At 60.5% G+C, this 25,063-nt stretch carries 30 protein-coding genes; 15 read left to right on the top strand and 15 right to left on the bottom strand.

Features of this window, described 5'->3' with window-relative positions:
- Window position 1: 1 nt before the first annotated feature.
- The 4 genes from JJQ51_RS18160 to JJQ51_RS18145 all read right to left on the bottom strand — a co-directional run bounded on the left by JJQ51_RS18160 (window position 2) and on the right by JJQ51_RS18145 (window position 4,056).
- Entirely contained in the window at window positions 2–1,045 is a 1,044-nt protein-coding gene (locus tag JJQ51_RS18160) for a MotA/TolQ/ExbB proton channel family protein (RefSeq protein ID WP_113355205.1), read from the bottom strand.
- 135 nt (window positions 1,046–1,180) lie between these two features.
- Window positions 1,181–1,981 carry an inositol monophosphatase family protein gene (locus JJQ51_RS18155; RefSeq protein WP_113389164.1) on the bottom strand — a complete coding sequence of 267 codons (801 nt, stop codon included), beginning with the start codon at window positions 1,979–1,981 and terminating at the stop codon, window positions 1,181–1,183.
- 191 nt (window positions 1,982–2,172) lie between these two features.
- Window positions 2,173–3,393 carry a tetratricopeptide repeat protein gene (locus JJQ51_RS18150; RefSeq protein ID WP_113330381.1) on the bottom strand — a complete coding sequence of 407 codons (1,221 nt, stop codon included), beginning with the start codon at window positions 3,391–3,393 and terminating at the stop codon, window positions 2,173–2,175.
- 9 nt (window positions 3,394–3,402) lie between these two features.
- Window positions 3,403–4,056: a thiamine phosphate synthase gene (locus tag JJQ51_RS18145; protein ID WP_113355247.1), complete on the bottom strand. Its 654-nt coding sequence runs from the start codon at window positions 4,054–4,056 to the stop codon at window positions 3,403–3,405.
- Window positions 4,057–4,279: 223 nt separating this feature from the next.
- Between JJQ51_RS18145 and JJQ51_RS18140 the strand changes: the two genes are divergently transcribed.
- Window positions 4,280–4,540 (top strand): ArsR/SmtB family transcription factor, encoded by a 261-nt coding sequence (locus tag JJQ51_RS18140; RefSeq protein WP_015341040.1) that lies wholly within the window; start codon window positions 4,280–4,282, stop codon window positions 4,538–4,540.
- Window positions 4,541–5,445: 905 nt separating this feature from the next.
- Here JJQ51_RS18140 and JJQ51_RS18135 read toward each other — a convergent pair.
- Complete coding sequence (locus JJQ51_RS18135) at window positions 5,446–5,619, bottom strand: YdcH family protein (RefSeq protein ID WP_069613224.1); 174 nt, start codon at window positions 5,617–5,619, stop codon at window positions 5,446–5,448.
- Window positions 5,620–5,850: 231 nt separating this feature from the next.
- On the opposite strand from JJQ51_RS18135, the gene JJQ51_RS18130 reads away from it, so the two are divergent.
- The 6 genes from JJQ51_RS18130 (at window position 5,851) to JJQ51_RS18105 (ending at window position 9,770) form a co-directional block, all read left to right on the top strand.
- Window positions 5,851–6,054, top strand: coding sequence for a YdcH family protein (locus JJQ51_RS18130; RefSeq protein WP_015341042.1), 204 nt, complete (start codon window positions 5,851–5,853; stop codon window positions 6,052–6,054).
- Between the two features lie 19 nt (window positions 6,055–6,073).
- Window positions 6,074–6,568 carry a 5-(carboxyamino)imidazole ribonucleotide mutase gene (gene purE / locus JJQ51_RS18125; RefSeq protein ID WP_069613329.1) on the top strand — a complete coding sequence of 165 codons (495 nt, stop codon included), beginning with the start codon at window positions 6,074–6,076 and terminating at the stop codon, window positions 6,566–6,568.
- A complete protein-coding gene (locus JJQ51_RS18120) occupies window positions 6,565–7,623 on the top strand; it encodes a 5-(carboxyamino)imidazole ribonucleotide synthase (RefSeq protein ID WP_269245041.1) in 1,059 nt (352 codons plus the stop codon). The genes purE and JJQ51_RS18120 overlap by 4 nt, the downstream gene beginning before the upstream one ends.
- A 152-nt stretch (window positions 7,624–7,775) precedes the next feature.
- Window positions 7,776–7,901, top strand: coding sequence for a type B 50S ribosomal protein L36 (gene ykgO / locus JJQ51_RS18115; protein WP_003582204.1), 126 nt, complete (start codon window positions 7,776–7,778; stop codon window positions 7,899–7,901).
- 90 nt (window positions 7,902–7,991) lie between these two features.
- Window positions 7,992–8,621: a hypothetical protein gene (locus JJQ51_RS18110; RefSeq protein ID WP_113389167.1), complete on the top strand. Its 630-nt coding sequence runs from the start codon at window positions 7,992–7,994 to the stop codon at window positions 8,619–8,621.
- Between the two features lie 99 nt (window positions 8,622–8,720).
- A complete protein-coding gene (locus JJQ51_RS18105) occupies window positions 8,721–9,770 on the top strand; it encodes an alpha/beta fold hydrolase (RefSeq protein ID WP_113330448.1) in 1,050 nt (349 codons plus the stop codon).
- Here the strand turns inward: JJQ51_RS18105 and JJQ51_RS18100 are convergent.
- A complete protein-coding gene (locus JJQ51_RS18100; RefSeq protein WP_113355214.1) occupies window positions 9,749–10,690 on the bottom strand; it encodes a LysR substrate-binding domain-containing protein in 942 nt (313 codons plus the stop codon). The genes JJQ51_RS18105 and JJQ51_RS18100 overlap by 22 nt on opposite strands.
- Before the next feature lie 111 nt (window positions 10,691–10,801).
- Between JJQ51_RS18100 and JJQ51_RS18095 the strand changes: the two genes are divergently transcribed.
- The 4 genes from JJQ51_RS18095 (at window position 10,802) to JJQ51_RS18080 (ending at window position 13,232) form a co-directional block, all read left to right on the top strand.
- Window positions 10,802–11,194: a tautomerase family protein gene (locus JJQ51_RS18095; RefSeq protein WP_113355216.1), complete on the top strand. Its 393-nt coding sequence runs from the start codon at window positions 10,802–10,804 to the stop codon at window positions 11,192–11,194.
- A gap of 5 nt (window positions 11,195–11,199) precedes the next feature.
- Window positions 11,200–11,595 (top strand): cupin domain-containing protein, encoded by a 396-nt coding sequence (locus tag JJQ51_RS18090; RefSeq protein ID WP_113355218.1) that lies wholly within the window; start codon window positions 11,200–11,202, stop codon window positions 11,593–11,595.
- 3 nt (window positions 11,596–11,598) lie between these two features.
- The gene (locus tag JJQ51_RS18085; protein ID WP_145631956.1) at window positions 11,599–12,171 is read left to right on the top strand and encodes a DUF4865 family protein; all 573 of its coding nucleotides are present in this window, start codon (window positions 11,599–11,601) and stop codon (window positions 12,169–12,171) included.
- An 89-nt stretch (window positions 12,172–12,260) separates the two neighbouring features.
- The gene (locus tag JJQ51_RS18080; RefSeq protein ID WP_145631954.1) at window positions 12,261–13,232 is read left to right on the top strand and encodes a threonine ammonia-lyase; all 972 of its coding nucleotides are present in this window, start codon (window positions 12,261–12,263) and stop codon (window positions 13,230–13,232) included.
- A gap of 4 nt (window positions 13,233–13,236) precedes the next feature.
- On the opposite strand, the gene JJQ51_RS18075 is transcribed toward JJQ51_RS18080, so the two are convergent.
- From JJQ51_RS18075 to JJQ51_RS18060, 4 genes are all read right to left on the bottom strand, one after another.
- A complete protein-coding gene (locus JJQ51_RS18075) occupies window positions 13,237–13,872 on the bottom strand; it encodes a LysE family translocator (RefSeq protein WP_113389170.1) in 636 nt (211 codons plus the stop codon).
- 336 nt (window positions 13,873–14,208) lie between these two features.
- The gene (locus JJQ51_RS18070; protein WP_269245040.1) at window positions 14,209–15,090 is read right to left on the bottom strand and encodes an NAD(P)-dependent oxidoreductase; all 882 of its coding nucleotides are present in this window, start codon (window positions 15,088–15,090) and stop codon (window positions 14,209–14,211) included.
- 126 nt (window positions 15,091–15,216) lie between these two features.
- Window positions 15,217–16,656, bottom strand: a complete 1,440-nt coding sequence (pyk, locus tag JJQ51_RS18065; protein WP_015341054.1) for a pyruvate kinase — start codon at window positions 16,654–16,656, stop codon at window positions 15,217–15,219.
- Window positions 16,656–17,144: a DUF1036 domain-containing protein gene (locus JJQ51_RS18060; protein ID WP_069613236.1), complete on the bottom strand. Its 489-nt coding sequence runs from the start codon at window positions 17,142–17,144 to the stop codon at window positions 16,656–16,658. The genes pyk and JJQ51_RS18060 overlap by 1 nt, the downstream gene beginning before the upstream one ends.
- Window positions 17,145–17,348: 204 nt before the next feature.
- Here JJQ51_RS18060 and JJQ51_RS18055 point away from each other — a divergent pair, with 204 nt between their 5' ends.
- The 3 genes from JJQ51_RS18055 (at window position 17,349) to JJQ51_RS18045 (ending at window position 18,900) form a co-directional block, all read left to right on the top strand.
- Window positions 17,349–18,143: an N-formylglutamate amidohydrolase gene (locus JJQ51_RS18055; RefSeq protein ID WP_269245039.1), complete on the top strand. Its 795-nt coding sequence runs from the start codon at window positions 17,349–17,351 to the stop codon at window positions 18,141–18,143.
- Window positions 18,144–18,170: 27 nt separating this feature from the next.
- The gene (locus JJQ51_RS18050; protein ID WP_069613238.1) at window positions 18,171–18,476 is read left to right on the top strand and encodes a DUF1244 domain-containing protein; all 306 of its coding nucleotides are present in this window, start codon (window positions 18,171–18,173) and stop codon (window positions 18,474–18,476) included.
- Window positions 18,477–18,648: 172 nt separating this feature from the next.
- Complete coding sequence (locus tag JJQ51_RS18045) at window positions 18,649–18,900, top strand: DUF2312 domain-containing protein (RefSeq protein WP_069613239.1); 252 nt, start codon at window positions 18,649–18,651, stop codon at window positions 18,898–18,900.
- Window positions 18,901–18,965: 65 nt separating this feature from the next.
- On the opposite strand, the gene JJQ51_RS18040 is transcribed toward JJQ51_RS18045, so the two are convergent.
- From JJQ51_RS18040 to JJQ51_RS18025, 4 genes are all read right to left on the bottom strand, one after another.
- Entirely contained in the window at window positions 18,966–20,006 is a 1,041-nt protein-coding gene (locus tag JJQ51_RS18040; protein ID WP_269245038.1) for an NAD(P)H-dependent flavin oxidoreductase, read from the bottom strand.
- Window positions 20,007–20,071: 65 nt separating this feature from the next.
- A complete protein-coding gene (locus JJQ51_RS18035; RefSeq protein WP_269245037.1) occupies window positions 20,072–20,995 on the bottom strand; it encodes an NAD(P)-dependent oxidoreductase in 924 nt (307 codons plus the stop codon).
- A 101-nt stretch (window positions 20,996–21,096) separates the two neighbouring features.
- Entirely contained in the window at window positions 21,097–22,194 is a 1,098-nt protein-coding gene (locus JJQ51_RS18030) for a branched-chain amino acid aminotransferase (protein WP_269245036.1), read from the bottom strand.
- Window positions 22,195–22,385: 191 nt separating this feature from the next.
- Complete coding sequence (locus JJQ51_RS18025) at window positions 22,386–23,648, bottom strand: flavin monoamine oxidase family protein (protein WP_269245035.1); 1,263 nt, start codon at window positions 23,646–23,648, stop codon at window positions 22,386–22,388.
- 346 nt (window positions 23,649–23,994) lie between these two features.
- On the opposite strand from JJQ51_RS18025, the gene JJQ51_RS18020 reads away from it, so the two are divergent.
- Entirely contained in the window at window positions 23,995–24,189 is a 195-nt protein-coding gene (locus JJQ51_RS18020) for a hypothetical protein (RefSeq protein WP_113355070.1), read from the top strand.
- A 166-nt stretch (window positions 24,190–24,355) separates the two neighbouring features.
- Here the strand turns inward: JJQ51_RS18020 and JJQ51_RS18015 are convergent, their stop codons facing one another.
- The gene (locus JJQ51_RS18015; RefSeq protein ID WP_113355068.1) at window positions 24,356–25,057 is read right to left on the bottom strand and encodes a polysaccharide deacetylase family protein; all 702 of its coding nucleotides are present in this window, start codon (window positions 25,055–25,057) and stop codon (window positions 24,356–24,358) included.
- Window positions 25,058–25,063 lie beyond the last annotated feature (6 nt).

The raw sequence follows: 25,063 nt of genomic DNA, 5'->3' as shown, positions 1-25,063 counted from the left end.
CCTACTTGCTCCCGGTCTTCTCGGTATGGCTGATCCGGTCTGCGAGGCGATCGAGCGTGCGGCGCATCGATTTCGCCTCTTCCTGCTGCGCCTCGATCCAGTCGCGCAACATTTGCTGCTCGTTGCGCATGTTCTTGACCAGGCCCTGAATGCCTTCGGCAAGGTTTGCCATGGCGGTCACCGAACGCTGGCCGCCGCCCTCCTCCGCGATCTTGCGCAGATAGTCCGACAGCGCCCGCACATCTTCCGAGGAAGCACCGGCCGCGCTTTCGATGACAGGCGTGAGGTCGGAACCGACATCGGTAACGGAGGAAAGCCAGTTTTCAAGTTCGGTATAGAAGCGGTTCTGCGCACGGCCGGCCTGCAGGTCGAGGAAGCCGAGGATCAGCGAGCCGGAAAGGCCGAGCAGGGACGACGAGAAGGCCGTACCCATGCCCACCAGCGGGCCGGAAAGCCCGGTCTTCAAGGCGCTCAGAATATCGCCGGTGTCGCCGGTGCCGGCATCGAGGCCCTGGATGACGTCGTTGATAGAGCCGATCGTGCCGATCAGACCCCAGAAAGTGCCGAGAAGGCCGAGAAAGACGAGCAGACCGATGAGATAGCGCGAGGTATCGCGCGATTCGTCAAGACGCGTGGCGATCGAATCGAGGATCGAGCGCAGCGTCGCGGTGGATAGCTGCATCGCCCGGCGGTTGCCGAGCAGCGCCCGCATCGGCGCCAGCAGCCGCGGATTACGGCCGACCTTGTCCGCATTGCCGACGGCACGGAAATGATTGAACCAGCGAACCTCCGGCCTCAGCATCAGCACATGGTTGAAGACCAGGAGGATGCCGACGACCAGAACGCCGACGATCAGGCCATTGAGGCCGGGATTGTGCAGAAAGGCGACCTGCGCCTGGCGGAAAAGGATTGCCACGATGAAGCCGACGATGACCAGGAAAAGAACCATCGTCCAGAAGAAAGCCATCGGGCTTGAAAGCTTGTAGGCGTAATTTCCCGATACGTTGTCGGTCGATCCGAGATCCGACAGATTCACATTTTCCATCACACGCTCCGACACCGCATCTTCCGCAGGCGGAGACTAGAGCAACATTGTGCCGAATTGAAGAGACGGAAAGCACAAAACAGTCCGTTGGCAACAGACTGTTTTGTCATTCGAAAAAGCGAACGGAGGAATGGCTTACTTCGTCGGGATCGGTCGCTTAACCACTTCGGCGAGTGCTTTCTGGATATGCTCGTTGCCGCAGATGATCGAATTGGTGCCGAGCATGTCCGTGCCGCCATGGAAATCCGAGACGAAACCGCCGGCTTCGCGAATCAGCAGAATGCCGGCTGCGATATCCCAGGGAGACAGGCCGGTTTCCCAGAAGCCGTCGAAGCGGCCGGCAGCGACATAGGCAAGATCGAGCGATGCGGAACCGAGACGGCGCACGCCCGCGACTTCGCCCATGACATGCCGCAGCTCGACGAGGAACTTGCCGTGATTGCCGCGGCCAAGATGCGGAACGCCGCAGCCGATAACGCTGTCCGACAGCACACGGCGCGAGGCGACGCGCAGGCGACGATCGTTTAGGAATGCGCCGCCGCCGCGTTCGGTCGTATAGAGTTCGTCGGTCGCCGGATTGAAGATGACGCCGGCGACGATCTCGTCATTGCGCTCAAGCGCGATCGAAACGGCAAACATCGGAATGCCGTGCAGGAAATTGGTGGTACCGTCGAGTGGATCGACGATCCAGCGATGAGCACCGTCCGTGCCCTTGACCTCTTCGCTCTCCTCGCCGAGGAAACCATAGGTCGGGCGTGCCTTCAACAGCTCGTCGCGGATGATCTTCTGCGCCTTCAGATCCGCCTGGCTGACGAAATCGCCCGGTCCCTTCACCGAAACCTGCAGGTTCTGCACTTCGCCGAAATCGCGGCTGAGCGACTTGCCTGCCTTGAGGGCAGCCTGAACCATGACATTGAGAAGAGCAGAACGGGCCATCGGGTTTCCTTGGGTAATGCAGAAAGCGCTGATCGGGCCTGAAAGCAGGCCCCGACGGAGCGGGAGCGTCAGCGGAAATAAAGATTGGCGGCCTCAAGACCATAAAATCGGGGGAATTTCAAGTGGCGAGACCATGGCAGACGCAAACTGATCTCAGATCAGCCCCGCCAAGGCTCAATCCGACACCTTTATTATCGCGCGCGCCGATACTTGTTGGCTGCGTCGATGGCTGCCTTCTGCTGATAGTCCTCGATTCCTTGATAGAAATCCTCGAGCTCGGGGTCTTTCAGGCCGGCACGGCGGGAAATGACATACCAGGTAGCGGCCGCCACCGGATCCTGCTTCGTGCCGATGGCATTGATATAAAGATGCGCCAGCTTGTTCTGCGCAACGACGTTGCCGCGATAGGCTGCAACCCTCATCCAGTTGAAGCCGTTTTCGAGATCCTGTGCGCCGCCGGTGCCGTTGATCAGCCAGATGCCCATGTCGAGCTGTGCGGTATCGAAGCCGGCATTGGCGGCACGCGACAGCCATTCCCGCGCACGCGCTTTCTTTTCCGGCGGCAGGTCGGGAAGGTTGAGATAGAGCTGCGACACGGCATATTGCGCGTCGGCGATGCCCTGCTCGGCAGATTTCTCATAATAGGGAAGCGCCATCTGCAGGCCCTTGGGGCCAGGATTTTCGGCCGTCAGCATCTGGGCTACGTTGAATTCCGCCGAAGGCTGACCCGCATCGGCCGCCTTCTTCATCCAGTCGTCGGCCTTCTTCTGATCGCGGGGCACATCGCGCCCTTCCATCAGGATCAGCGCGTATTTGAACATCGCCGTGGGATCGCCGCCCTCGGCCGCCTTGCCGTACCAGAAGGCGGCGTCCTTCGTGTCGCGTTTAACGCCCAGGCCCTGTGCCATCAGCTCCGCGATCAAGGTCTGTGCGGCCGGATCGCCAAGCTGCGCCCGCGGCAATGCTTTTTGGAAGGCGGTCAGGTAATAGCCGCGCTGGAAGGCGCCATAAGCATCGTCCACCTTGCCGGTGAAGGGCTTTTCCGGCGGCAGGTCGGGCAAGTTTGCCCCCATGCGCTCGAAAACCCCGACACCCTGGGATGGCTTGATGTCGCTGTCAGCTTTCGGCTCCGCGCCCGGCTGAATCTTTTCGGTCTTGAAGGTGCCGGCATCGGCGCCCAAAGGCCGCGTCATGACATTGTCGTTATGCTGCGGTGCAGCCGGCACAGTTGTGTCGTCGTCGGTTTGTGCGTTGTCATCGGGACGCGCGCCCTTCTCCGCCGGCTGCGAAACACCGGGCAGCGACGTATCACTGTTGCCTGATTGCGCTGCGGCCAGCAACGGAAATGCCGCGAGCCCGGCTGCAAGCACGGCAAGGAAGGATCGATGGCGGAATCGAGGCGCTGACGACATGAATCGCTATCAATCCTCAAACCGTGGCGCTTTTTCGTCCAGAAGCGCATTCACTTCCGCGACGATGGAGGGGGCTGCCGCAGGGTCGGCAAAAACCGCCTGATGCAGCGCGACGAACTCGGCACCCGTCAGGGCTACGTCCAGCGCCGACTTCGGATCGGTGCCACCCATGACGATGCAGGGAATTTCGATCATCGAGGCCCACCATTCGCCGAGTGCCAGGTTCTTCGGATGTGCCTCCGGCTTGATGTCGCCGTCAAGCTTGCCGAAGAAGATATAGTCCGGCCTGAGCTCGCCGACCTCCAGCGCGCTATGCCTATCGGCCGCGCTGCCACCGCCGACGATCAGCTTCGGCACGAATTTTTCGACGGCTTCCGTAAGCTCGGTGATATTGCCGGCAATATGCAACCCATCAGCCTTGGCACGGCCCGCGACGCGGCTGTCCCCGGCGATGAGCGCTGCTGCACCTGCGGCCTGAATGACCGGCACCAGCTTTTCCGCATGTTTCTGGAAGGTGCTGTCATCGAGACCGTACTGGGGAATGATCACCGAGGCGACGTCTCCACCCCTCAAGGCATCGGCCACCGCCTTCGCCCGCTGCTCGATATCGGCAATGTCGGGAACGATGAGAACGAGGCGGCAACGATCTTCGGGCACGGTCATGCGAGCTTCCATGGTTTCGGCTTCCATCGTCAGCGACGGCGCACCGGTTCGATAATCGTGAGTAAATCCGTTAGCTCTCTCTGACAAGGGGCAGCGGCCGAAACCGGCAATTCGCAGCAGAGGACACTTACGACGCGAACCTTCGCAAGCGACCATTCTCACAATATATCATGCAGCGCACAATTAACTTGCCGCCCTTTGGTGTTTGACGTAGCTTTCGCCCATGTCGACCATGGACCCTTTCGCAGCCATCGCGGATCCGAACCGGCGTCATCTGCTGGAGGAATTGCGCCGCGCACCCAAGACGGTCAACGAACTGGCGCAGGGCCTGCCGATCAGCCGCCCGGCCGTCTCACAGCATCTCAAGGCGCTGCTCGACAGCAACCTCGTTTCCGTCACCAACGAAGGCACGAAACGCATCTATGCGGTCAACAGCCGCGGCTTCGACAAGCTGAATTTGTGGCTGGATCAGTTCTGGTCCTGAAGAGAGACCTTTGCTTAGCCGCTTCTGGAAAATTAAGGGAACCAATAGCGTCATCATGCACCAATGGCGGACATTGCGGCAAAGCCTCCGGTGACTTTTAAAAAACACTTCAACAATTTCACGCGAAAGTAAAGATTCACGCGTAATACGCGAATATCCCTGCGGGACTCGCCGTGGGGCAGCATGATGAAACTCGGAGTCATAAATGGGATCGCCGCGTTTTTCGCAGACCGCCACCCACCCGCCCGCGGTGAGGCGATCTGAGCTTAAGAACTCCCAAAAGCCCACAATCCAGCTCAAGTGGATTATGGTAACAGTATTTACGCTGCTTCTGCAAGCAGCATACATATATTACGCCTATACTGACGGTGTTACTCTGGAATTCCTCGACATATATCCATGGTTGATTTCGTTTCCGGAGTGCATCGTTGTATTATTGTTTTCATTAAGACTGCCATTTGGCTCAAGACACTTTTGGAAGTTATTTGTGGCTGCCTACTCCATTTATGTAGCCGTGATTTTCTGGGAAATTCTGACGGCATACATTCAGCTTTATTCCCTGGGGCCAATAGCGTACACGCTCGCGGGGGTAATTATTTGCACCGTCAAAGGCTTCAATATTTACGCAGTTGCGAGCTATTGGCACGACAAGGAAATATGGCGCTGGCAGTCTACATAGGTGTTGCAATGGCACCACCCAAAATCTACTCCAGTTAAAATAATCGTTGGCAGCGTTGCTGCGTAAAACAGGAAAATTGCGCCAACCCCTACCTCCGACGCTATGAAGTTGGCGCATCCGTTAAACGGAAATGCTCATCGATCCTGACCGGGAATTTGCCTTAAGACCTTTCGATCCGCCTCTCTTGCCCTCAAGATCGATGGCTTTTAAACTTTGGAACGTTGCCTCAGTGGACTGAGGAACGCAGACGTTGGATTTCGTCCTTGACGCGCAGTTTCCTGCGTTTGATGTCGGCTATTTCCGTATCATTGCTAGAGGGAGATGACATTGCCGCATGGAGCGCCTCCTCAAGCGCGACATGTTTCTTTTCGAGCGATTCAAGATGAGCTTGAACAGTCATATGACCCTTCCTTCCTCTTTAAGGGCCCTGACCATCCATTCGCCAAGGCCCTAGGTGTCAACCCTCCCACTGTGCCATAATATCCGGCCGTTGTCGAAGGTGAAAACGTGGCCTATAGGCGGCAAATTCGTGATGAAGGATAACTTCCCGTTATCGCCATTTGGTGATAGGAGCTTGCGGAATTCAGGAGGCGGAACGAATGCGATTCCGCGATATGCTGGGGAAATGAACATGGCCGATCAGGAACAGGCGGAAATCAGGCTGATCGTGGCGCGTTTGCGCCAGGAACACGAGGATTATGATGCCGCAATCAATGCCATGATCGAGACGGGCTGCGACGCCCTTCGCATCCAGCGCATGAAGAAGAAGAAGCTCGTCATCAAGGACAAGCTGACCAAGCTGGAAGACCAGATCATCCCCGATATCATAGCCTGAGGAGTACAAAGCAACGATGATGACCGAAAGACCGCCTGTCGCCATCATCATGGGAAGCCAGTCCGACTGGGAGACCATGAAGAATGCCGCGGACACCTTGGAAGCGCTTGAGATCACCTATGATGCGCGCATCATTTCTGCTCATCGTACGCCGGACAGGCTGGTGAACTTCGCCAAGGGCGCAAAGGACGAGGGCTTCAAGGTCATCATCGCCGGCGCCGGCGGCGCTGCACACCTACCGGGCATGGCGGCGTCCATGACGCCGCTGCCGGTCTTCGGCGTGCCGGTGCAATCCCGTGCGCTCTCCGGCCAGGACAGTCTTCTCTCGATCGTGCAGATGCCTGCCGGCATTCCCGTCGGCACGCTCGCGATCGGCAAGGCCGGCGCGGTCAACGCCGCCCTTCTTGCCGCCGCCGTGCTGGCTCTCGGCGACGAAGAGATCGCTGACCGGCTCGACGAATGGCGGGCACGCCAGAGCGCGGCAGTCGCCGAATATCCGATGGACGACCTATGAGCGTGAAGACGATCGGCATCATCGGCGGCGGCCAGCTCGGCCGCATGCTGGCCATGGCGGCTGCACGCCTGAATTTCCGCACCATCATCCTCGAGCCGCAGGCGGATTGCCCGGCCGCCCATGTCGCCAATGCGCAGATCGCGGCCGCCTATGACGATGCGGCCGCGCTTGCCGAGCTGGCGAAGCGCTGCGATGTCGTGACCTATGAATTCGAAAACGTCCCCGTTACCGCCGCTGAGGATCTTGCCTTGCAGGTAACGGTCTATCCGCCGCCCAAGGCGCTTGAAATGGCGCAGGACCGGCTGACCGAAAAGAGCTTCATCAACGGCTGCGGCATTCCGACGGCCCGCTTCCATGCCGTCGACAGCCAGGCTGATCTCGAAAAGGCGCTCGCCGATTTCGGTGGGCAAGGTGTGCTGAAGACCCGTCGTCTCGGCTATGACGGCAAGGGACAGCGCGTCTATCGCTCCGCCGCCGACAGCGCCGAGGGCGGCTATGCAGCCTTGGGCAACGTACCCCTCATTCTGGAAAGCTTCGTATCCTTCGAGCGCGAAATCTCGATCATCGCCGCCCGCGGGAGCGACGGAAAGGTCGCCTGCTACGATCCGGCCGAGAATGTCCATCGCAATGGCATTCTCCACACCTCGACGCTGCCGGCAAGCATTTCGCAAGAGACGGCGAACGCCGCTCGCGACGCTGCCGAGAAGATATTGACGGCGCTCGGCTATGTCGGCGTCATCGGCATCGAGTTCTTCGTGCTTGCCGATGGCAGCCTGATCGCCAATGAAATGGCGCCGCGCGTGCACAATTCCGGCCACTGGACGGAGGCCGCCTGCATCATCTCGCAATTCGAGCAGCATATCCGCGCCGTCGCCGGCCTTCCGCTCGGAAACCCTCAGCGCCATTCGGATTGTGTCATGACGAATCTGATCGGCGACGACATCCTGGCACTGCCGGAATGGCTGCGCCTTGACGACACGCTCGTGCATCTCTACGGCAAGACCGAAGCCCGGCCGGGCCGCAAGATGGGCCATGTCACACAGCTTCTGCGCTGAGATCAGCGGGAAAAAGCCCTGACATGGTTGACAGGCCCAGTATGACAGGGTATTTGCTCCCCACCCTAAAGAGCGCGCCCTGAGCGCGCTTTTGATTGTTAAAAGACCCGGGCGAATGTGACATTCCCCCTCAGAGATCGCGGATCAGAAAAATGAAGATCAAGAATTCGCTCAAGTCGCTCAAGGCGCGCCACCGTGACAACCGTCTCGTCCGCCGCAAGGGCCGCATCTACATCATCAACAAGCTGAACCCGCGCTACAAGGCTCGTCAGGGCTGATATAGCGCGCGGCTCAGATCCCATGGATCGGGCCTCAGTTTTAGTTGATCGCATCAAATTTGTTTTGATCTTCGACATTGGCGGGCTACTATGCCCGCCATGCGCGTTTTTGCTTTGTCATATCTAGCCCTGCCGATTCTCCTTGCCCTGGCTGCCTCTGCACCCCATGCGGCGCTGGCTGATGAGCCAAACCCTGTGGAAAAGCAGAATTCCGGCTCCTCCTCCGGCACCCTGTCGCCCAAGCAGCAGCTCGACAATCTGTTCACAGCGCTCAAGCGGCAGCGCGATCCCGACCAGGCAAGCCTGATTGCGGACCAGATCAGTGCCGAGCTCAGCGATTCCGGCAGCGCCACCATCAATCTCCTGATGCAATGGGCCGACAAGGCCATTCAGGAAAAGCGTAATGCCGCCGCGATGGATTATCTCGATCAGGTGATCTCGCTGAAGCCCGACTATGTCGAAGGCTGGAACCGACGCGCCACGCTCAATTTTGCGATCGGCGACTATCGCAAGTCGATGGAAGACATAAATCAGGTCCTGCGCATCGAGCCGCGCCATTTCGGCGCGCTGGCCGGCATGGCGGCGATGCTGACCGAGCGCGGCAACGACGCACAGGCCCTGAAGATCTGGGACCGCTTTCTGGAGGTCTACCCGGCGAATCGATCGGCCCAGGAAGAAGCAGGCAAGCTCTCGGAAAAACTTGCCGGCAGCCGCACCTGATTGCATGCGGCGGTCTCCCGGCGGAAATCGCATTTGGAGGGATGAAAAGCCGCAATATCGCGCTAGATTAGCGTCTTAAGATATTTGATCCGTGCCGCAATGATCGATTCTTTGTTCGCCGTCATCGTTATCCTTATCGTTTTCGCCGCAGGCTTTTCCGCCTACAAAACCCGTGCCATCGAGCAGGCCTATCCCAATATTGGCGAGCTTACCGATATCGGCGGCTATCGCCTCAATGCCGTGCATTTGCCACGCCCGGCAACAGCTGATCTGCCGGCCTTGGTCTTTATCCATGGGGCGAGCGGCAATCTGCGCGACCAGTTCGAAGCCTTTGCCGCACCTTTGGCCGGCCGCGCTGAAATGCTGTTCGTCGACCGCCCCGGTCACGGCTATTCCGAACGCGGGCCTGCCGAAAACGCCCTTCCCTCCGGTCAGGCCGATGCCATTGCAAAGCTCATGGAGAAGCGCGGCATCAGAAGCGCCATCATCATCGGCCACTCCTTCGGCGGTGCGATCGCGGCCGCTTTCGGCATGCGACATCCGGAGAAGACCGAGGGACTGCTCTTCCTCTCCCCGGCGACGCACCCCTGGTCGGGCGGCGTCGACTGGTATTATACGCTTGCCGCCACCCCCGTCTTCGGCTGGCTCTTCACTCAGCTTTTCGTCATCCCGCTCGGCTTGCGCCGGGTCGAGACCGGCACGCTCAGCATCTTCCGCCCAAATGCACGACCAGCGGACTATATCATGAAGACGGCACCGGAACTGGTGTTGCGGCCCCAGACCTTCCGCAACAACGCAATCGACGTGGTCAATCTCTTTGCCTATGTCTCCGCTCACGCGCCGCGCTACAGCGAGATCAAGGCGCCCACCATCATCATCACCGGCGACAGTGATGATGTCGTGCTGGAGGAATTGCATTCGCGCGGGCTCGCCCGCGATATCGCAGGCGCCGAACTCATCACCATCCGCAATCTCGGCCACAAGCCGGATTATGTAACGACGGATGTCGCGATCGCCGCCATGGAAAGGCTGGCGGGCCAGCCGCGCGATCTGCAAGTGCTTGCCGCACAGGCTGAAATCCGCATCGCCAGCCTGACGGAGGAATCTTCGGAATCCGCTGCCGTATCTCAGGCCATGACGACATCGTGACTAGGCGCATCATCGAATATGCGGCTCTGCGGCACGGTCTCGATGGTCTGCCGCACTGCCTGCAACATGATGGATGCCAGCCGCTCCGTCGCCGGGCTTCCCTCCGCCTCGGCACGATGCAGGACGAGATCGAGCGTCGGCAACGCCGGCAGGCCCGCCTCGCCAGGCGTCAATTGCCGCACCTTTGGCGGCAAGCCGAGCGGCGTCCGCAGTGTCAGGCCGAGACCCGCCGCCGTCGCAGCCCAAAGGCCGCCGAGGCTGGGGCTGACGAAGGATATCCGCCAGCCGATACCGGCGCGATCGAGCGTCTTCGTGGCGATGTTGCGCAGCAGGCATGGCGCCTCAAGCGAAGCCAACGGCATGACCTCACCGCTGTCGGCATGCCAATGCACAGCGCCATTTGCCGGACCGACCCAGCACAGTGGCACTTCGGCAATACGGTCTGTGTAGGCCGTGCGAAAGCCGTCGCTCCAGGCAAGCGCCAGGTCGAGCTTGCCTGATGTCACCCGCTCCACAAGTTCCGCATTGCGCACGACACGCGCCTCGATGCGCACTTTCGGATGGGCACGGGCGAAGCGACCCAATACGTCCGGCAGCAGTGTCTCGCCGAAATCCTCCTGCAAGCCGAGCCGCACCCAGCCCTCAAGCTCCGTCCCATGCAGCGCCGTGGCCGCCTCGTCGTTGAGATCAAGCAGCCGCCGGGCATAGCCAAGCATCGTCTCCCCGGCTTCCGTCAACGCCAACCCTCTACCCGCCTTGCGGAAAATCGGCATGCCTGCCTGCTCTTCCAGCTTCTTCAGCTGGGCACTGATCGCCGAGGTCGAACGCCCCAGCCTGTCGGCCGCCTTGGCATAACTGCCGAGATCCATGCCAGTGACGAAGCTGCGCAGCACATCGAGATCGAAGATGACCTTTCGCATGAATAACCATCCATATTTTCGGGACTATTTATTCGGAATTATCTGATTTTCAGGATGATTATCCGCTGGCATTCTATGATCGTCAAGTGACACGGAAACAGGAACGATCCCATGCCATTCACCCGCATCACCCTTCTGCGCGGCAAGTCGCCGGAATATCTCAAGGCACTTTCGGATAACTTCCACCGCGCTCTGGTCGAAGCCTTCGAGGTACCGCCGACCGACCGCTTCCAGTCCATTCATCAGCTGGAGCCGCATGAACTCGTCTTCGATCGGACCTATTTCGCCAGCAAGCCGCGCTCGGATGATTACGTCTTTTTCGATGTCACGATCGGCAAGCCGCGCAGCACGGAGGTCAAGAAAGCCTTCTATCGACGCGTCGCTGAACTCCTTGGCGATGCGCCTGGCGTCCGCCCCGAAGACATCATGATTACCATCACCACCGCGACGCGCGAGGATTGGTCCTTCTCTGACGGCCGCGCGCAGATGATCGAGCAGGTCTAAGAGCGATGCCTCAGACGACATCTTCGCAATCGCCCGCCATCCACCGCGCCGGCACGAATATGCGGCCGTCGCCCGAGGGCATCGCCACGGCCTCCTTCCTGGTGGAGTCGCTGGTGGAGAACGCCGAAAACGGCGGCCTCACAGCCATGCGCTGCGAACTCGAACCCGGCGTCATGACACGCTGGCATACGCATCCGCACGGACAGATCCTCTACGTTCTATCCGGCGTCGGACTTGCCGAACGCTTCGGCGGCCCGGCTGAGGAGCTGCGCGCCGGCGATTGCATCAGCTTCGCCCCGAACGAGCGCCACCGGCACGGCGCGGGGCCGGAGAACGCCTTCTCCTATATCAGTATCCAGGCGGCGCAGAATGGAAGCGCCGTGACCTGGCTGGAGGAATGACCAATGATCGCCATGCAATATAACTTTCCCCTCCCAGCGGATTATGACATGGCGATCATCGATCGCCGTATCCGCGAAAAAGGTCCGCTGCTCGATAATCTTCCAGGCCTGAAATTCAAGGCCTACCTGACGGCGAGAAAGGGCGATGCCGTCACCGAAAGCCGGCAGAATTTCTACTCGCCCTTCTACGTCTGGCAGGAGGAAGAAGGTCTCAGCGACTTCGTCTGCGGCCCAGGCTTCCAAGCCTTGACGGAGAATTTCGGTCGCCCCCAGGTCAATACCTGGATCGTCTGGCACGCCGATACGTCCAGGGATATTCGCCGCACCAAATTCGCGACACGCGAGGTGGTCACAATCGATGCCGAGACATCGCTCGGTGAACTCCGCGCGAAGGAGATCGAAGCAGCAGCGCAAGTGATCTCGAACGGCGAAGCGCTCGCCTCCGTCGCCGCATTCGAGCCGACACACTGGACGCTGGTGCGCTTCCGCCTCCTGGCCGAACCGCCGAAAGATCCGGCCCGGCTGGGTGTCCAAACCTACAATGTCGGACATCTTTCGCTGCCTGGTATCGCCTGAAGTGTCATGGAGACAATCTCCCTATTTTAAAGGAAGGTCCGGCGCTTTATGGATGGAAAGCCTTTCTAAATCAGAAGAGTGATCCCTCCATGGTCGATATCGCAATGATCGAAGCCGCCCGCACTCGCCTCGGCGGCCGGGCGCGCCGCACGCCGCTCCTCTCCTCGCCCTTTCTCGATGAAATCGCCGGGCGCCGCCTGTTCGTGAAAGCCGAATGCCTGCAGCATTCCGGCTCCTTCAAGTTTCGCGGCGGCTGGTCGGCTGTTTCAGCGCTGGAGCCAAACGTGCGGGCCAGAGGCGTGATCGCCTTCTCCTCCGGCAACCATGCCCAGGGTGTGGCGCTGGCCGCAAAGCTGCACGGCATCCCCTCTGTCATCATCATGCCGACCGACGCGCCGAAGCTGAAGATCGCCAATACCCGTGCCTTCGGTGCCGAGGTTGTGCTCTACGATCGCGTAAAGGAAGATCGCGATGAGATCGGCGCACGTATTTCCAGCGAGCGCGGTCTGACGCTCATCAAGCCTTTCGACGAGCCGCAGGTGATCGCCGGCCAGGGAACGACCGGGCTGGAAATTGCCGAACAGGCCGCCGAGGAAGGCATCGAGACGGCCAGCGTCCTTGTTCCCTGCGGCGGAGGAGGCCTGACTTCGGGGATTGCACTGGCGCTCGAATCCCGCGCTCCGGGCCTGAAGGTGCATCCATGCGAGCCGGAAAATTTTGATGACACCACGCGCTCGCTGGCCTCGGGTAAGATCGAGCGCAATGCCGCACTGCAGGGCTCGATCTGCGACGCCATCATCACGCCACAACCGGGCAACATCACTTTTCCGATCCTCAAGCGTCTCTGCGGCCTCGGCCTCGTCGTGACGGATGAAGAAGCACAGAAGGCCATGGCACTCGCCTTCACCCGTTTAAAGATCGTGGTGGAGCCGGGCGGCGCCGTCGCGCTTGCTGCAGCACTCTTCCACGGCAAGCACATCGACGGGGATACGGTGATCGCGGTCACGTCGGGCGGCAATGTCGACAGGGAAGTCTTCGAGGCGGCATTAAGCCGCCACTAGGCCTTTAATTCACGGCACGCCGATAGAGCGCCAGCGATCCGGCAAGAGCCAGCAGCGCGCCGCCGCAGGCGCGCTCGAGCCATTTTGCACCTTCCGACTTCAGCACACGCACGGCCTGCGAACCGAAGACCGCGTAGCCGAACATGATTACGAAATCGAGCGCGGCGAAGATCGCACCGAGCACGATATATTGCTGCATCTGCGGCGCCGAGGGATCGATGAACTGCGGCAGGAAGGCCGAGAAGAAGAGATAGCCCTTCGGATTGGTGACGGCGACCATGAAGCTCTTCAGCCCAATCGAGAACGCGGTTCCTTTCGTCTGGCCCGCGCTCGCCTGCAACGCGCCGTCGATGCTTCCCTTGGAGCGCAGCATCATGATGCCGAGAAAAGCGAGATAGGCTGCACCTACCCATTTCAGGGCCGAAAACCAGAATTCAGAAGCCGCCAGCAGGGCGCCAAGCCCGATGGCAACGGCGCTGATCAGTACGGCGTCAGAAAGAACGGCACCGATCATGCCCGGCAGGGCCCGCCTGACGCCGAAGCGCGAACCATTGGTCAGCGCCAGAAGCACAGTCGGCCCCGGCGTTGCAATACCGATGAAGGAAACGGCGGCGAAGGCGAGCAGCGTGGTGAGATGCATGGTGTCCCTCCTCTTGAAGAGAGGAAGGTTGCATGTGGGAAGGTGGTTAGCAAGGGGTCGCTTCGTTCGCCTGGCTTTCACCAGTTTGCCGCACCTGTGATACCCCCCTCTGTCCCTGTCGGGACATCTCCCCCACAAGGGGGGAGATTGGGGCGGCACCCATGAGCCCCAAGGCACATCGTATCTGCAGAAACTGCAATTCGTCGGTTCGAAAGGAAGAGCAGCAAGCTCCCAACGATCTCCCTCCTTGTGGGGGAGATGTCGCGAAGTGACAAAGGGGGGTGCACACCCTCCACGAACTCAATCGTCGGCGATGACACCCCCAAGGTCAGCCAATTACCCCAGCAACCCCGCATCCTTTGCCGCCAACGCGCCAATCGCCGACCAGTCCAGCTCCTCGCCGCCATGCGCCAGCAGGTTGAGGAACCGATCGCGCAGCAGGCTCGCCAACGGCAGCGGCACGTTCAGCGCCTCGCCGGCAGCCAATGCCAGCCGGATATCCTTCTGGCCGAGGGGTGCGGTGAAACCGGCTGGTTGGAACTTGCGATCCGCGATCAGCCCGCCATAGGTCTTGTAGACAGGTGCGTTGAACAGCGTCGAGGTCAAGAGATCGAGGTAGGCATGCCGGTCGACACCGCCCTTCTCGACCAGCGCCATGGCCTCGCCGAGCGACTCGATGACCGAAGCGATGAGGAAATTGCCGCTGAGCTTGACTAGATTGGCAGACTTCGGCTCCTCGCCGAGGACGAAAGTCCGCTGACCGATGGCGTCGAAGAGCGGCGTAACCGACTGGATGGCGTCTGGCGCACCCGCGGCGGCAACGAAAAGCTTCGCCGCAGCAGCAGCTTCCGGACGACCGAAGACGGGCGCGGCAACGAAGCGCTGGCCCGCCGCGGTGTGCTCTTTAGTGAGCCGCTCGGACATCGCCACGCTGATCGTGCTGGCGGAAATATGGACTGCACCCTTGCCAAGGCTTGCCAGAACGCCGCCATCGCCATGGACGACGGCCGATAGCGCATCGTCATGTGCGAGCATGGTGAAGACAGCCTTGCCGCCGCACGCATCCGCTACGGTCGCCGCAACCTTGGCGCCCTCGCCGGCCAGAGCCCCGGCCTTGTCGCGCGACCGATTATAGACAGTCACCTCATGCCCGGCCTTGATGAGATTGACGGCCATGGCGCTGCCCATCTGGCCCAATCCGATAAATCCGACTTTCATTGGAATATCTCCTTCTCAATCCGCCTGCTTGGGGATCGCAGACGCTTCGGTTTCAAGAAAAAACCCGCCGTCTTTCGACAGCGGGTTTCGGGTGTTTAAGGTGCTGCCGCAATCAGATGTCGGCAATCACACGCCGGACTGGCCGTCCGAACCGATATAGGCAATACGCAGCATGTTGGTGGCGCCCGGCGTGCCGAGCGGAACGCCCGCCGAAATGATGATGCGGTCGCCCGGCTTGCCGAAGCCTTCCTCGGCAACGATGCGGCAGGCATTGTTGACCATGTCGTCGAGGTCGGTGGCATCATGAGTGACCACACAGTGCATGCCCCACACGACGGACAGGCGCCGCGCGGTCTGGATGATCGGCGACAGCGCCAGGATCGGAACTTGCGGACGCTCGCGCGAGGCGCGCAGACCGGTGGTGCCGGATGATGTGTAGCAGACGATGGCGGCAAGCTTCAGCGTCTCGGCGATCTGGCGGGCGGCGAGCGAGATCGCATCGGCGCCGGTTGCCTCAGGCAGCGCGCGCTGGGCATAGATGATGCCCGGATAATGCGGCTCGCGCTCGATGGTGCCGGCAATCGAGGCCATCATGGAAACGGCTTCGACCGGATAGTCGCCGGATGCAGATTCTGCAGAAAGCATAACGGCATCGGCGCCTTCGAAGACGGCAGTCGCGACGTCTGAGACTTCAGCGCGGGTCGGGACCGGCGCGGAGATCATCGATTCCAGCATCTGCGTAGCAACGACTACCGGCTTGCCGGAGCGGCGGCAGGCGCGGATCAGCTGCTTCTGAATGCCGGGAACGGCTTCCAGCGGCATTTCCACGCCAAGGTCACCGCGGGCCACCATCAGTGCGTCGGAAAGCTCAATGATTTCCTCGATGCGCTCGACAGCCTGCGGCTTCTCGATCTTCGACATCAGGCCGACACGGCCATGCGAGATCTTGCGAACTTCCGTCAGATCTTCCGGGCGCTGGATGAAGGAGAGCGCAACCCAGTCGACTTCATTGGTCGCGAGAACGGCGTCGAGGTCGGCGCGATCCTTGTCGGTCAGCGCGCCGACGCCGAGCAGCGTATCGGGCAGGCTGACGCCCTTGCGGTCGGAAATCTTGGTGCCCGAAATGACCGTTGTCACGATGCTCTTGCCGTCGCACTTTTCGGCACGCAACGCCAGCTTGCCGTCATCGATCAGCAGGCGGTGGCCGGGCTGAACCGATTCCAGGATTTCCGGATGCGGCAGGTAGACACGCGTGTTGTCGCCGGGGATATCCTGATTGTCGAGCGTAAAGGTCTGGCCGGGCTTGAGGTCGACCTTGGTGTCAGCAAACTTGCCGACGCGCAGCTTGGGACCCTGCAAGTCAGCGAGAATGCCGATCGGACGACCGCAACGAGCTTCGACGGCGCGGATGCGCTGGATCAGCGTGCGCATCACATCATGGCTGGCATGGCTCATGTTGATGCGGAACAGATCCGCCCCGGCCTCGTGAAGCTTCTGGATCATTTCCTCCGAAGAGGAGGCCGGACCGAGCGTTGCGAGGATTTTGACTTTTCGGTTTCGTCTCATCAATTCTGGCTTTCTTGGCTGCCCGAGGGCTCGGAAAGCTGAACCATCCAGCTCGCCTGGCGCCCGGTGTCGTATTCCTTGAATCCCATCTTCTGGTAGCCACGCGCGTAGCAATCCTTGACGCCTGGGATTTTGAATTCGTTTTCCGCCACGCACATTTCGACGTCGCCCGTCCAGCGGCCGCCGCGGGCCGCGTCTTCTGCGTAGAGGTAATAATAGCGGGATTGAAGCGGCCCCTCGATCAAAGTCGCGCAGGTATTGGCCGGAATCTGCCACCAGCCCTCCGTCACCCAGCCATCCTTCGCGCGATAGCCGATCGCAACGCCGACAAGGTTCTGCGTACCATTGCACGTTCGGAAATCGGCATGGGCGGCATTCGGCATGAAGAAGAACGGCGCGGCCGCAGCAAGGATGAGGAAGGCGATTCGGGCGAGCGGGCCTGACCGCTTAACGAAACGTGGCGCGACTTGGCTGGACACGGCTTCCAATTGGCTCCCGGTTATTCGTTGTTGCGTCTTCTTGCGCCGCCATCCCATGAATGTCAACGCAACTCTAATCGATTATATTTTCTTCACGGGATGGTGACGGCACCATGCGCCGCTCTCCATCCGATCGAAGCTGCAAACCTTGCACCTTCCATCGGCACATGCAATCAAACAAAGAGTTGAAAATTTCAATAATCGACAATCCGCATGACCGATTTCAGACCGTTTGAATTCATACCCGGCAATCGTGACAAAGGCATGGTCATTCTTGGCGATCACGCCATGCGGCGCCTGCCCGAGCGTTACGGCAGCCTTGGCCTGCCGGAGACCGCCTTTTCCCGCCACATCGCCTATGACATCGGCATCGAAGGCCTGTGCCGCCATCTCTGCGCGCGGCTGGGCGCGCCCGGCGTGCTGGGCGGCTTTTCCCGTCTGCTGATCGATCCGAACCGTGGCGAGGATGACCCGACGCTCATCATGAAGATCTCGGACGGAGCCATCATCCCGGGCAATCATCCGATCACGGATGAGGAATGGAATTACCGCATAGAAGCCTTCCACCGGCCCTATCATAAAGCGGTCGACGAGACGATTTCCGCCGTAGCCGAGGCGACGGGCAAAGCGCCCCTGGTTTTCTCGATGCATTCCTTTACACCGGCTTGGAAAGGCGTGCCGCGCCCCTGGCATGCCAGCGTGCTCTGGGATAGCGACGACCGTGCCGTCGTGCCGCTCCTTGCAAAGCTCGGCGCCAATACCGATCTCGTGATAGGAGACAACGAGCCTTATGACGGTGCCCTGCGCAATGACACCATGTTCCGCCATTGCATGATGAAAGGCATTGCGCATGCGCTGCTGGAGGTCCGGCAGGATCTGATCGGCGACGAGGCCGGCATTGCCGAATGGGCCGATCGCCTGGCACCGATCTTCGCCGAGATCAATGCCGATCCCGCGCTCCATGAATATAAGCGCTATCCTTCGCGCACTGGCCCTTATGAGGCGTGAAGCGACAAGCGAATTGAGGAGAAAGAGATGACGACGCTCACCAAGGAACAAGAGATCGAGCTCGAGGCTGCCGCCTTCCGCCGTCTCGTTGCGCATTTGCGCGAACGTAGTGACGTTCAGAATATTGACCTGATGAATCTTGCCGGCTTCTGCCGCAACTGCCTTTCCAACTGGTATCGCGAAGCGGCCGAAGAGGCCGGGCTGCCGGTCAGCAAGGATGAGTCGCGCGAGGTGATCTACGGCATGCCCTACGAAGATTGGAAGAACCTGCACCAGAAGGAAGCCTCGCCTGTGCAAAAAGCCGCTTTCGAGCAGAACAAGCCGAAAGATTAACGCTCCCTTCACCAATTCGGCTTGACCTTGCGCGCCATTCGCGGCACGTCAACTGCCCGATCGAATTCGAAATCCCGCGCAAGCCATGAAGCGATGTGCCGTATCGGTGACCGACCGATCTCATCTGCGACGGGCTGCAAGCGACCCCTTTGAGACCCTTTAGGAGAAGTGCATGGAAGAGAACAGCGTCGAGAACGTGGCCGCGGCGGAACTGCGTCAATTCATCGAGCGCATCGAGCGCCTCGAGGAAGAAAAGGCCGCCATCCAGTCCGACATCAAGGATGTCATGGGCGAAGCCAAAGGCCGCGGCTACGACACCAAGGCGATCCGCACCATCATTCGCCTTCGCAAGAAGGACGCAAACGAGCGCCTGGAAGAAGAATCCATCCTGCAGACCTACATGGCCGCACTCGGCATGGAATGATCGAGACTTTATCAGTCTTGAAAGATGATCGGGAGCCGGCTTGCCGGCTCCTTTCTTTTTGAGCGTCACTCTGCAAAAAGACGACCGATCAATTCGGCGGCACTCCCCTGCCACAGCTCGCCCTTGCCGGTTCCCGACCAGAGAGACAGGAGATCCGGAGATCCCTTCGCTGTCGACGCAGCGCGTATGTCCCGCGTGAACTTGTTCTGCGCCGGAAAGGGAAGGACGGCCTCCGGCTTCCCATCCATCTCGTCCATGAAGCGGTTCTCGATCCCGCGCGCAAAGCGACCTGAGAAAGCGCGCGTCGTCCGCGTCTTTCGCTCCGGTGTTTCGAGCAGTTTTTTGCGATAGGGTGCCGATGTCCCAGCTTCAGCGCAGGCAAGGAAAGCCGTGCCCATCTGCGCGGCCTGTGCACCCGCCTGCAGTGCCGCCCGGATATCGCTTGAAGTCATGATGCCGCCGGCTGCGATCAGCGGCACGCGAATGGTGCCGACGCATTGCGCCAGGAGATCTCGCATGCCGATTTCCGGATCTTCTGCCCTCGCATCGAAAATGCCGCGATGACCGCCCGCTTCGAAGCCTTGCAGCACGATCGCATCCACGCCGCTCTCTTCCAGCGCCTTCGCCTCGTCGAGTGTCGTTGCCGTGCCGATCAGCGGGATACCAGCCTTTTTCGCTTCTCGTACATGGTCGGTCGGTAACAGTCCGAAGACGAAGCTTAAGCAGGCTGGCTTGATGCGCAAGACAGCTTCGAACTGCGCATCGAAATCCTCTTCGTAGGGAGGAGAAAGCTGCGGCGACGGCAGTTCCAACTCCTGGCGATATCCTGTGGTTGCAGCCACGGCGCGCTCAAGCCGATCGGTGCCAACCTCCGGGATCGAATGCGGAATGAAGAGATTGATCGAAAACGGCTTGTCGGTTCGCTGGCGAACCTGAGCTGCAAAGGTTTCGATCGTCGCGGCATTTAAATAGGCGCCACCCATGGCGCCGAGGGCACCGGCAGCGGAAGCCGCAGCCACGAGTTCTACCGACGAAGGACCACCGGCCATCGGTGCGACGATCAATGGATGCTTCAAGCCCAGCTGTTGAAAAGGATTGCTGTCCATAGGACCGTCCTTCCGGAATTACCTGCCCAAGTCTTAACCCAACATTGGGGTTGCGCGATGAGTTGCTAGGAGCGACCAAGCGCTTCGGTGCGGGCCTCGATCGCCTTGATCACCGACACCATGTCGAGTCGGCCATTGCCGAGTTCGACGCTTTCACCATAGAGAGTGCGGCAGAGATCGAGGACGGGCGATGCCATGTCCGCGGCGCGAGCTGCCTCCGCAATCAGTTTCGTGCTGTTGAACGCATCGGCCGTCGCCGCCTGCACTGAAAAATCCCGCGCAACAAGCTTCGGAATTTTCACGCGTGTCAAATCGCTGGCCATAGGACCGGAATTGATAGCCGCCTGAAAAGTTTCAAGATCGAGTCCGTTGCTCTCAGCAAAATGCGCGGCTTCGGCCAGTCCGGCAAGCATCGTGCAGAGATAGAGGTTGACGGCCAGCTTCATAAGCAGCGCATTGCCGACCGGGCCGCACAAAATGGTTTCGCGGCACATCGGTGCAAGCAGCGGCCGCACCTCGGCAACCGTCTCCGCATCGCCGCCGAGCAGCGCGACGAGTTGTGCCGTCTCGGCAGGCTTCCTCGACCCCGAAACCGGGGCTTCGACATATCGCCCGCCGGCGCTAAGAATATCGGCGGCAAGCCCGCGCGAATAGCCGGGCGGATTGGAGCCCATCGACACGACGATATGTCCGGACACCAGCTTGGCGAAGTCCGGAGTACCCCGCCGCAACACCTCGTCCAGCACCGTTTCGTTGACCAGCATCAGGATGACGATGCGTGTGCGCGCAAACACCTCCTCGACGCTCGCCGCCACCGTGGCACCCGCCTCGCGCAATGGATCGGCTGCTGCCGCAGAGCGGTTCCAGACCACCAGCCTGGTGCCTGCCTTTGCGAGATTAAGGGCCATCGGCTGCCCCATGACGCCGAGACCGATAAAACCGATCTCCGCGCCCGGCTCGCCGCCGGGACGTTCGCTGACGCTGGTCATCACAACAACTCCGATAGTTCGGGTGACTATGCGATTTCTTGTGTCAGAGCCGGCGGGAGAGCACATATACCTTTCCCGCCGGGTATGGGTTCATGGTTCGCTTAGAACAGGCGGTCCAGCCATTCGTTCTTGTCCGGCGCGCGGCCGAACTGGATGTCGGTCAGGGCTGCCTTCAGGCGCTGCGTCGTAGCGCCGGCATTGCCGTCGCCGATGGTGAAGCTGTGCTTGCGGCCCTTCACCTTGCCGATCGGCGTCACGACGGCCGCCGTGCCGCAGGCGAAGGATTCGCGCAGGCGCCCGCTCTCGGCATCCGCCTGCCACTGCTCGATCGAATAGGGTTCCTCGCGCACCGTCAGGCCCATGTCGCGCCCGAGCTTGATCAGCGAATCGCGAGTGATACCCGGCAGAATCGTGCCGGTGAGCGGCGGTGTCTGCAGCGATTCGTCGTCGAAGACGAAGAAGACGTTCATGCCGCCAAGCTCCTCGATCCAACGCTTTTCGACGGCATCGAGGAAGACCACCTGATCGCAGCCTTCACGCTGGCCTTCGGCAAGCGCTGAGAGGCTTGCGGCATAATTGCCGCCACACTTGGCAGCACCGGTGCCGCCCGGAGCGGCGCGGGTGAAATTCTCGGAGACCCAGAGCGTGACGGCCGACCCGCCGCCCTTAAAGAAGGAGGCGACCGGGGAAGCAATGACGCAGTAGATGTATTCCGCCGATGGCTTTGTGCCGAGGGCGACTTCCGTACCGATCAGGAACGGCCGGAGATAGAGCGACGCCCCTTCGGCGGTCGGGATCCATTCGCGATCGATCTTGACCAGCTCGCGGACGGACTCGACGAAGAGCTCTTCCGGCAAGCGCGGCATCGCCAACCGCTCCGCCGAATTCTGGAAACGGCGCGCATTGGCGCTCGGGCGGAAAAGGGCCGCACCGCCGTCCGGCAGATGATAAGCCTTCATGCCTTCGAAGATTTCCTGCGCATAGTGAAGCACCACGGTCGCGGGATCGAGAGGAAGCGCCTTGCGCGGCTCGATCTTGGCGCTGTGCCAGCCGCGATCCTGCGAATAGCGGATCGTCACCATGTGGTCGGTGAAGATGCGGCCGAAGCCCGGGTTCTGCAGCAGCGCTTCCCGCTCGCTCGCCGTCGCGGGATTAGGGTTTTTCTGGATGTCGAAGGTTAATTTTTCGCCGGTGCTCATGGCTCCTCCAATGCTTCTTGTGTCGCGGCTTTCGCCGCCCATCTCCCGAAGGATGGTGTAAATCAAATCGGGTGGTATTTGATTGCGTTTACGCCTGTTCTCACGCAAGTTTAAGAGCGATTTGCATAAAATTATGAGGCGAATCGCTATTTCTCGCTTGCAAGCTGGCTATCGGTTTCATCGGCTTTCCATCAGAGCGCTTCCGCAACGGCTTCAGCAGCGACAACGCCGGTTTCATAGGCACCGTGCGCGGTCGAATAACGCGTCTTCGAACAGGCTTCTCCGGCGAAGAACAAACGTCCGTTATGGGGAGCCGCGAGGACGCTGCGCAGGTCGGACGCACCGGGTGTCGCATAGGAATAGGAGCCGCCAAAGAAGGACTCTCCCGCCCAGGCCGACGCCGCCATCGGCGACAGCGTCTTGCCGACATCGGCGCCGAAGACGCGCTTCAACTGTTCCACCGAAAAATCAAACATCGCATCGATGCCATGCCTCTCCAGATCGAGCGCAAGGTCGGCGGCGAAATAGGCCTCGATGACCGGAGCACCGAATGGCTTCAGCTGATAGGCCCCCGTTCGGCGGCTATGCTGCGATCCCATCACATGCGCATCCTCCGGAAACATCCGAGGTTCGGCTGTGCGAAGAAAGAGTTTGTTTGCCAGACCGAGCGGCAGGCGGGAAGCTGCTTCGATCTTCTCCGGCAGAGGCGGCCAGAAGGCGATACGTCCAGCCGCAAGCACATTGGTGGAAACAGTGACGACGACGGCCCTCGCCCGCAGCTCGCCCTTGCTCGTGGAAAGCACGACATGGCCAGCGCCGCTATGGTCGATGCGGCTGACCTCGGCGCCGAGAACGGTCGGCACCGGCAAGCCGTAGGTCGCAACCAAAGTGCCGTAGCCCTGCCGCACGCGCCAGTCAGGACCAGGGCCGGGATCGTAGCGGCCAAGATCGATCACCGAGGACTTGTCGAGCTCTCCTCCGGTCATGAAGGCGCCGACGGCGTAAATCCTTTCATTCCACGGATCATCAGGCAACAACATGGCCGAGAGATCGGCGTCTGCATCTCCCTCATACTCATAGACCCGCTCGAAGAAGGCGTTGACGGCGGCAGCCGCAGCCTTGGCATCGGGATCGTTCTGTTCTAACCGATGGCCGCCGTCGCTCCAGGGCGCAGGCGTGCGATCGACGGTCAGGCCCATTTCCTCGGCAATATCAGTCCAGGCATTGGTGCGCGCGCCATGCAGCCAGCCGCAGCCGAGATCGAGCGCGGCGGCATCGGTGCCGAATGGGTGGATCGAGCGGGCGCGGCCGCCGACGCGATCGGAAGCCTCGAGCAAGACGATCGAGAGATCCGGCCGAAGCAATTGCAGCTGTCGGGCAGCACTTACTCCTGCCGCTCCGGCACCAATCACGGCAACGTCAATCTCGCCGCCTCTCCAGGATTCGATGGGCATTCCAATTCCTCTTCGCGCAAGCGCTGGAGAACAAACCAGCCGCGCGACTTGGTGATATGAGGCTCGCCAATCCGCCGGCGCGAACCCTGTCGATCATGTGTAGCCGACCTCGGCGCGGCCTGTAAACGGGCGCGACGACGGGATACCAAATTGCCGCATTGAGCTGAAACCGCGAATGTCGTACGTGCTTCATCCAGACAGATAGTGAGGAAGATCGTGCGGAAACGGACCTTCGGAACAACACTCTCGACCGCGACGCGCAGTATTGGAGGCGCTTGTGCCAACACAGCTCAATAAGACGGCGGCCACACGTCGCGCCTCTTTCAAATCGCATTCGGAAACACCGATGTTCACGAAGGAGTGGTCTATCCCCGCGATCCTCAGTGTCTTCCTGCTCGGCGTCTGCGGACTCATCGCCTATTTCACCTGGACCCTCATGCCGCCGGCGGCGACAACACAGAACCATGTCGGCGGAGCTGTCACACTCAGCGACGGTAATGGCCGTCCGATTGCCGATCCTGCGCCGAAAAAGCAGCCATAGCTGTAGCCGCGGCCACACCGACCGATAGCGAAAAAACGCTGGCCATGCCCGTGAGCGATAAGCTCGCACCTGACAAATAGACCATCAAATGGCAGGCCCTTCCGCCGGCGGCCACAGGACCAAGGGCAACTACAGCTTTACGGCGGCATCCTAGTTACAGGGCTGACTATCCGACGACGCACTTCTTGACGAAATGCAGCCAGCTGTCGTTGCGCCGGATGGTCGCGCGCGGCAGGCCGAACGGATCGTCGCCCGGCCGCGCCCGACCGCGGCGTGTCGTCGTGGCGGCGCTGTAACCGGCTTCATAGGCAAGCACGCGATCGAGCGGCGTTTCGTCGCCATAGGGAAAGCAGAAGGACGAAACGCCTTCGTCGAGCAAATCCTCGAGCAGCTCGCGCGAATGGGTGATCTGACGGCGCGCCTCTTCCATCGGCAATTGCGGCAGGCGAACGTGATCGAGCGTATGCGATCCCACCTCATGCCCGAGGCTGTGCCAATGCTTCAGCTGTTCGACCGACATGCAGGGCGCCTGAGCCACGCCAAGGGGGACATCCCAGACATTGCTGCCGCCGATCTGGTTCGCCACAACGAAATTCGTGGCAGTGAAGCCAAACTCCTGCAGCACGGGCAAGGCATTCTCATGCACATTGGCATAACTGTCATCGAAGGTGATGGCAGCGACTTTGCCGGCCTTCTCGCCGCGGATGTAAGGCATTGCCTCACGCAGCGACACACCCTGAATTCCAAGCTTTTTCAGCCATTCCATCTGACGGCGGAAGGCTTCGGGATGGACGACCATGCTTCTGAACGGCGCCTTGCGCGACGGCGGCACCGCAATCTGATGATATGCGAGGATTGGAACAGCCACGATGGA

The sequence above is a fragment of the Rhizobium sp. AG207R genome, assembly GCF_027109195.1.
Lineage (GTDB): Bacteria > Pseudomonadota > Alphaproteobacteria > Rhizobiales > Rhizobiaceae > Rhizobium > Rhizobium dioscoreae.
This window is presented reverse-complemented; position numbering and strand designations above follow the sequence as displayed.

Coding starts and splice junctions, on each gene's coding strand:
- JJQ51_RS18160 (WP_113355205.1), bottom strand. CDS start 1,045: ATGGAAAATGTGAATCTGTCGGATCTCGGATCGACCGACAACGTATCG.
- JJQ51_RS18155 (WP_113389164.1), bottom strand. CDS start 1,981: ATGGCCCGTTCTGCTCTTCTCAATGTCATGGTTCAGGCTGCCCTCAAG.
- JJQ51_RS18150 (WP_113330381.1), bottom strand. CDS start 3,393: ATGTCGTCAGCGCCTCGATTCCGCCATCGATCCTTCCTTGCCGTGCTT.
- JJQ51_RS18145 (WP_113355247.1), bottom strand. CDS start 4,056: ATGACCGTGCCCGAAGATCGTTGCCGCCTCGTTCTCATCGTTCCCGAC.
- JJQ51_RS18140 (WP_015341040.1), top strand. CDS start 4,280: ATGTCGACCATGGACCCTTTCGCAGCCATCGCGGATCCGAACCGGCGT.
- JJQ51_RS18135 (WP_069613224.1), bottom strand. CDS start 5,619: ATGACTGTTCAAGCTCATCTTGAATCGCTCGAAAAGAAACATGTCGCG.
- JJQ51_RS18130 (WP_015341042.1), top strand. CDS start 5,851: ATGGCCGATCAGGAACAGGCGGAAATCAGGCTGATCGTGGCGCGTTTG.
- purE (WP_069613329.1), top strand. CDS start 6,074: ATGACCGAAAGACCGCCTGTCGCCATCATCATGGGAAGCCAGTCCGAC.
- JJQ51_RS18120 (WP_269245041.1), top strand. CDS start 6,565: ATGAGCGTGAAGACGATCGGCATCATCGGCGGCGGCCAGCTCGGCCGC.
- ykgO (WP_003582204.1), top strand. CDS start 7,776: ATGAAGATCAAGAATTCGCTCAAGTCGCTCAAGGCGCGCCACCGTGAC.
- JJQ51_RS18110 (WP_113389167.1), top strand. CDS start 7,992: ATGCCCGCCATGCGCGTTTTTGCTTTGTCATATCTAGCCCTGCCGATT.
- JJQ51_RS18105 (WP_113330448.1), top strand. CDS start 8,721: ATGATCGATTCTTTGTTCGCCGTCATCGTTATCCTTATCGTTTTCGCC.
- JJQ51_RS18100 (WP_113355214.1), bottom strand. CDS start 10,690: ATGCGAAAGGTCATCTTCGATCTCGATGTGCTGCGCAGCTTCGTCACT.
- JJQ51_RS18095 (WP_113355216.1), top strand. CDS start 10,802: ATGCCATTCACCCGCATCACCCTTCTGCGCGGCAAGTCGCCGGAATAT.
- JJQ51_RS18090 (WP_113355218.1), top strand. CDS start 11,200: ATGCCTCAGACGACATCTTCGCAATCGCCCGCCATCCACCGCGCCGGC.
- JJQ51_RS18085 (WP_145631956.1), top strand. CDS start 11,599: ATGATCGCCATGCAATATAACTTTCCCCTCCCAGCGGATTATGACATG.
- JJQ51_RS18080 (WP_145631954.1), top strand. CDS start 12,261: ATGGTCGATATCGCAATGATCGAAGCCGCCCGCACTCGCCTCGGCGGC.
- JJQ51_RS18075 (WP_113389170.1), bottom strand. CDS start 13,872: ATGCATCTCACCACGCTGCTCGCCTTCGCCGCCGTTTCCTTCATCGGT.
- JJQ51_RS18070 (WP_269245040.1), bottom strand. CDS start 15,090: ATGAAAGTCGGATTTATCGGATTGGGCCAGATGGGCAGCGCCATGGCC.
- pyk (WP_015341054.1), bottom strand. CDS start 16,656: ATGAGACGAAACCGAAAAGTCAAAATCCTCGCAACGCTCGGTCCGGCC.
- JJQ51_RS18055 (WP_269245039.1), top strand. CDS start 17,349: ATGACCGATTTCAGACCGTTTGAATTCATACCCGGCAATCGTGACAAA.
- JJQ51_RS18050 (WP_069613238.1), top strand. CDS start 18,171: ATGACGACGCTCACCAAGGAACAAGAGATCGAGCTCGAGGCTGCCGCC.
- JJQ51_RS18045 (WP_069613239.1), top strand. CDS start 18,649: ATGGAAGAGAACAGCGTCGAGAACGTGGCCGCGGCGGAACTGCGTCAA.
- JJQ51_RS18040 (WP_269245038.1), bottom strand. CDS start 20,006: ATGGACAGCAATCCTTTTCAACAGCTGGGCTTGAAGCATCCATTGATC.
- JJQ51_RS18035 (WP_269245037.1), bottom strand. CDS start 20,995: ATGACCAGCGTCAGCGAACGTCCCGGCGGCGAGCCGGGCGCGGAGATC.
- JJQ51_RS18030 (WP_269245036.1), bottom strand. CDS start 22,194: ATGAGCACCGGCGAAAAATTAACCTTCGACATCCAGAAAAACCCTAAT.
- JJQ51_RS18025 (WP_269245035.1), bottom strand. CDS start 23,648: ATGCCCATCGAATCCTGGAGAGGCGGCGAGATTGACGTTGCCGTGATT.
- JJQ51_RS18020 (WP_113355070.1), top strand. CDS start 23,995: ATGTTCACGAAGGAGTGGTCTATCCCCGCGATCCTCAGTGTCTTCCTG.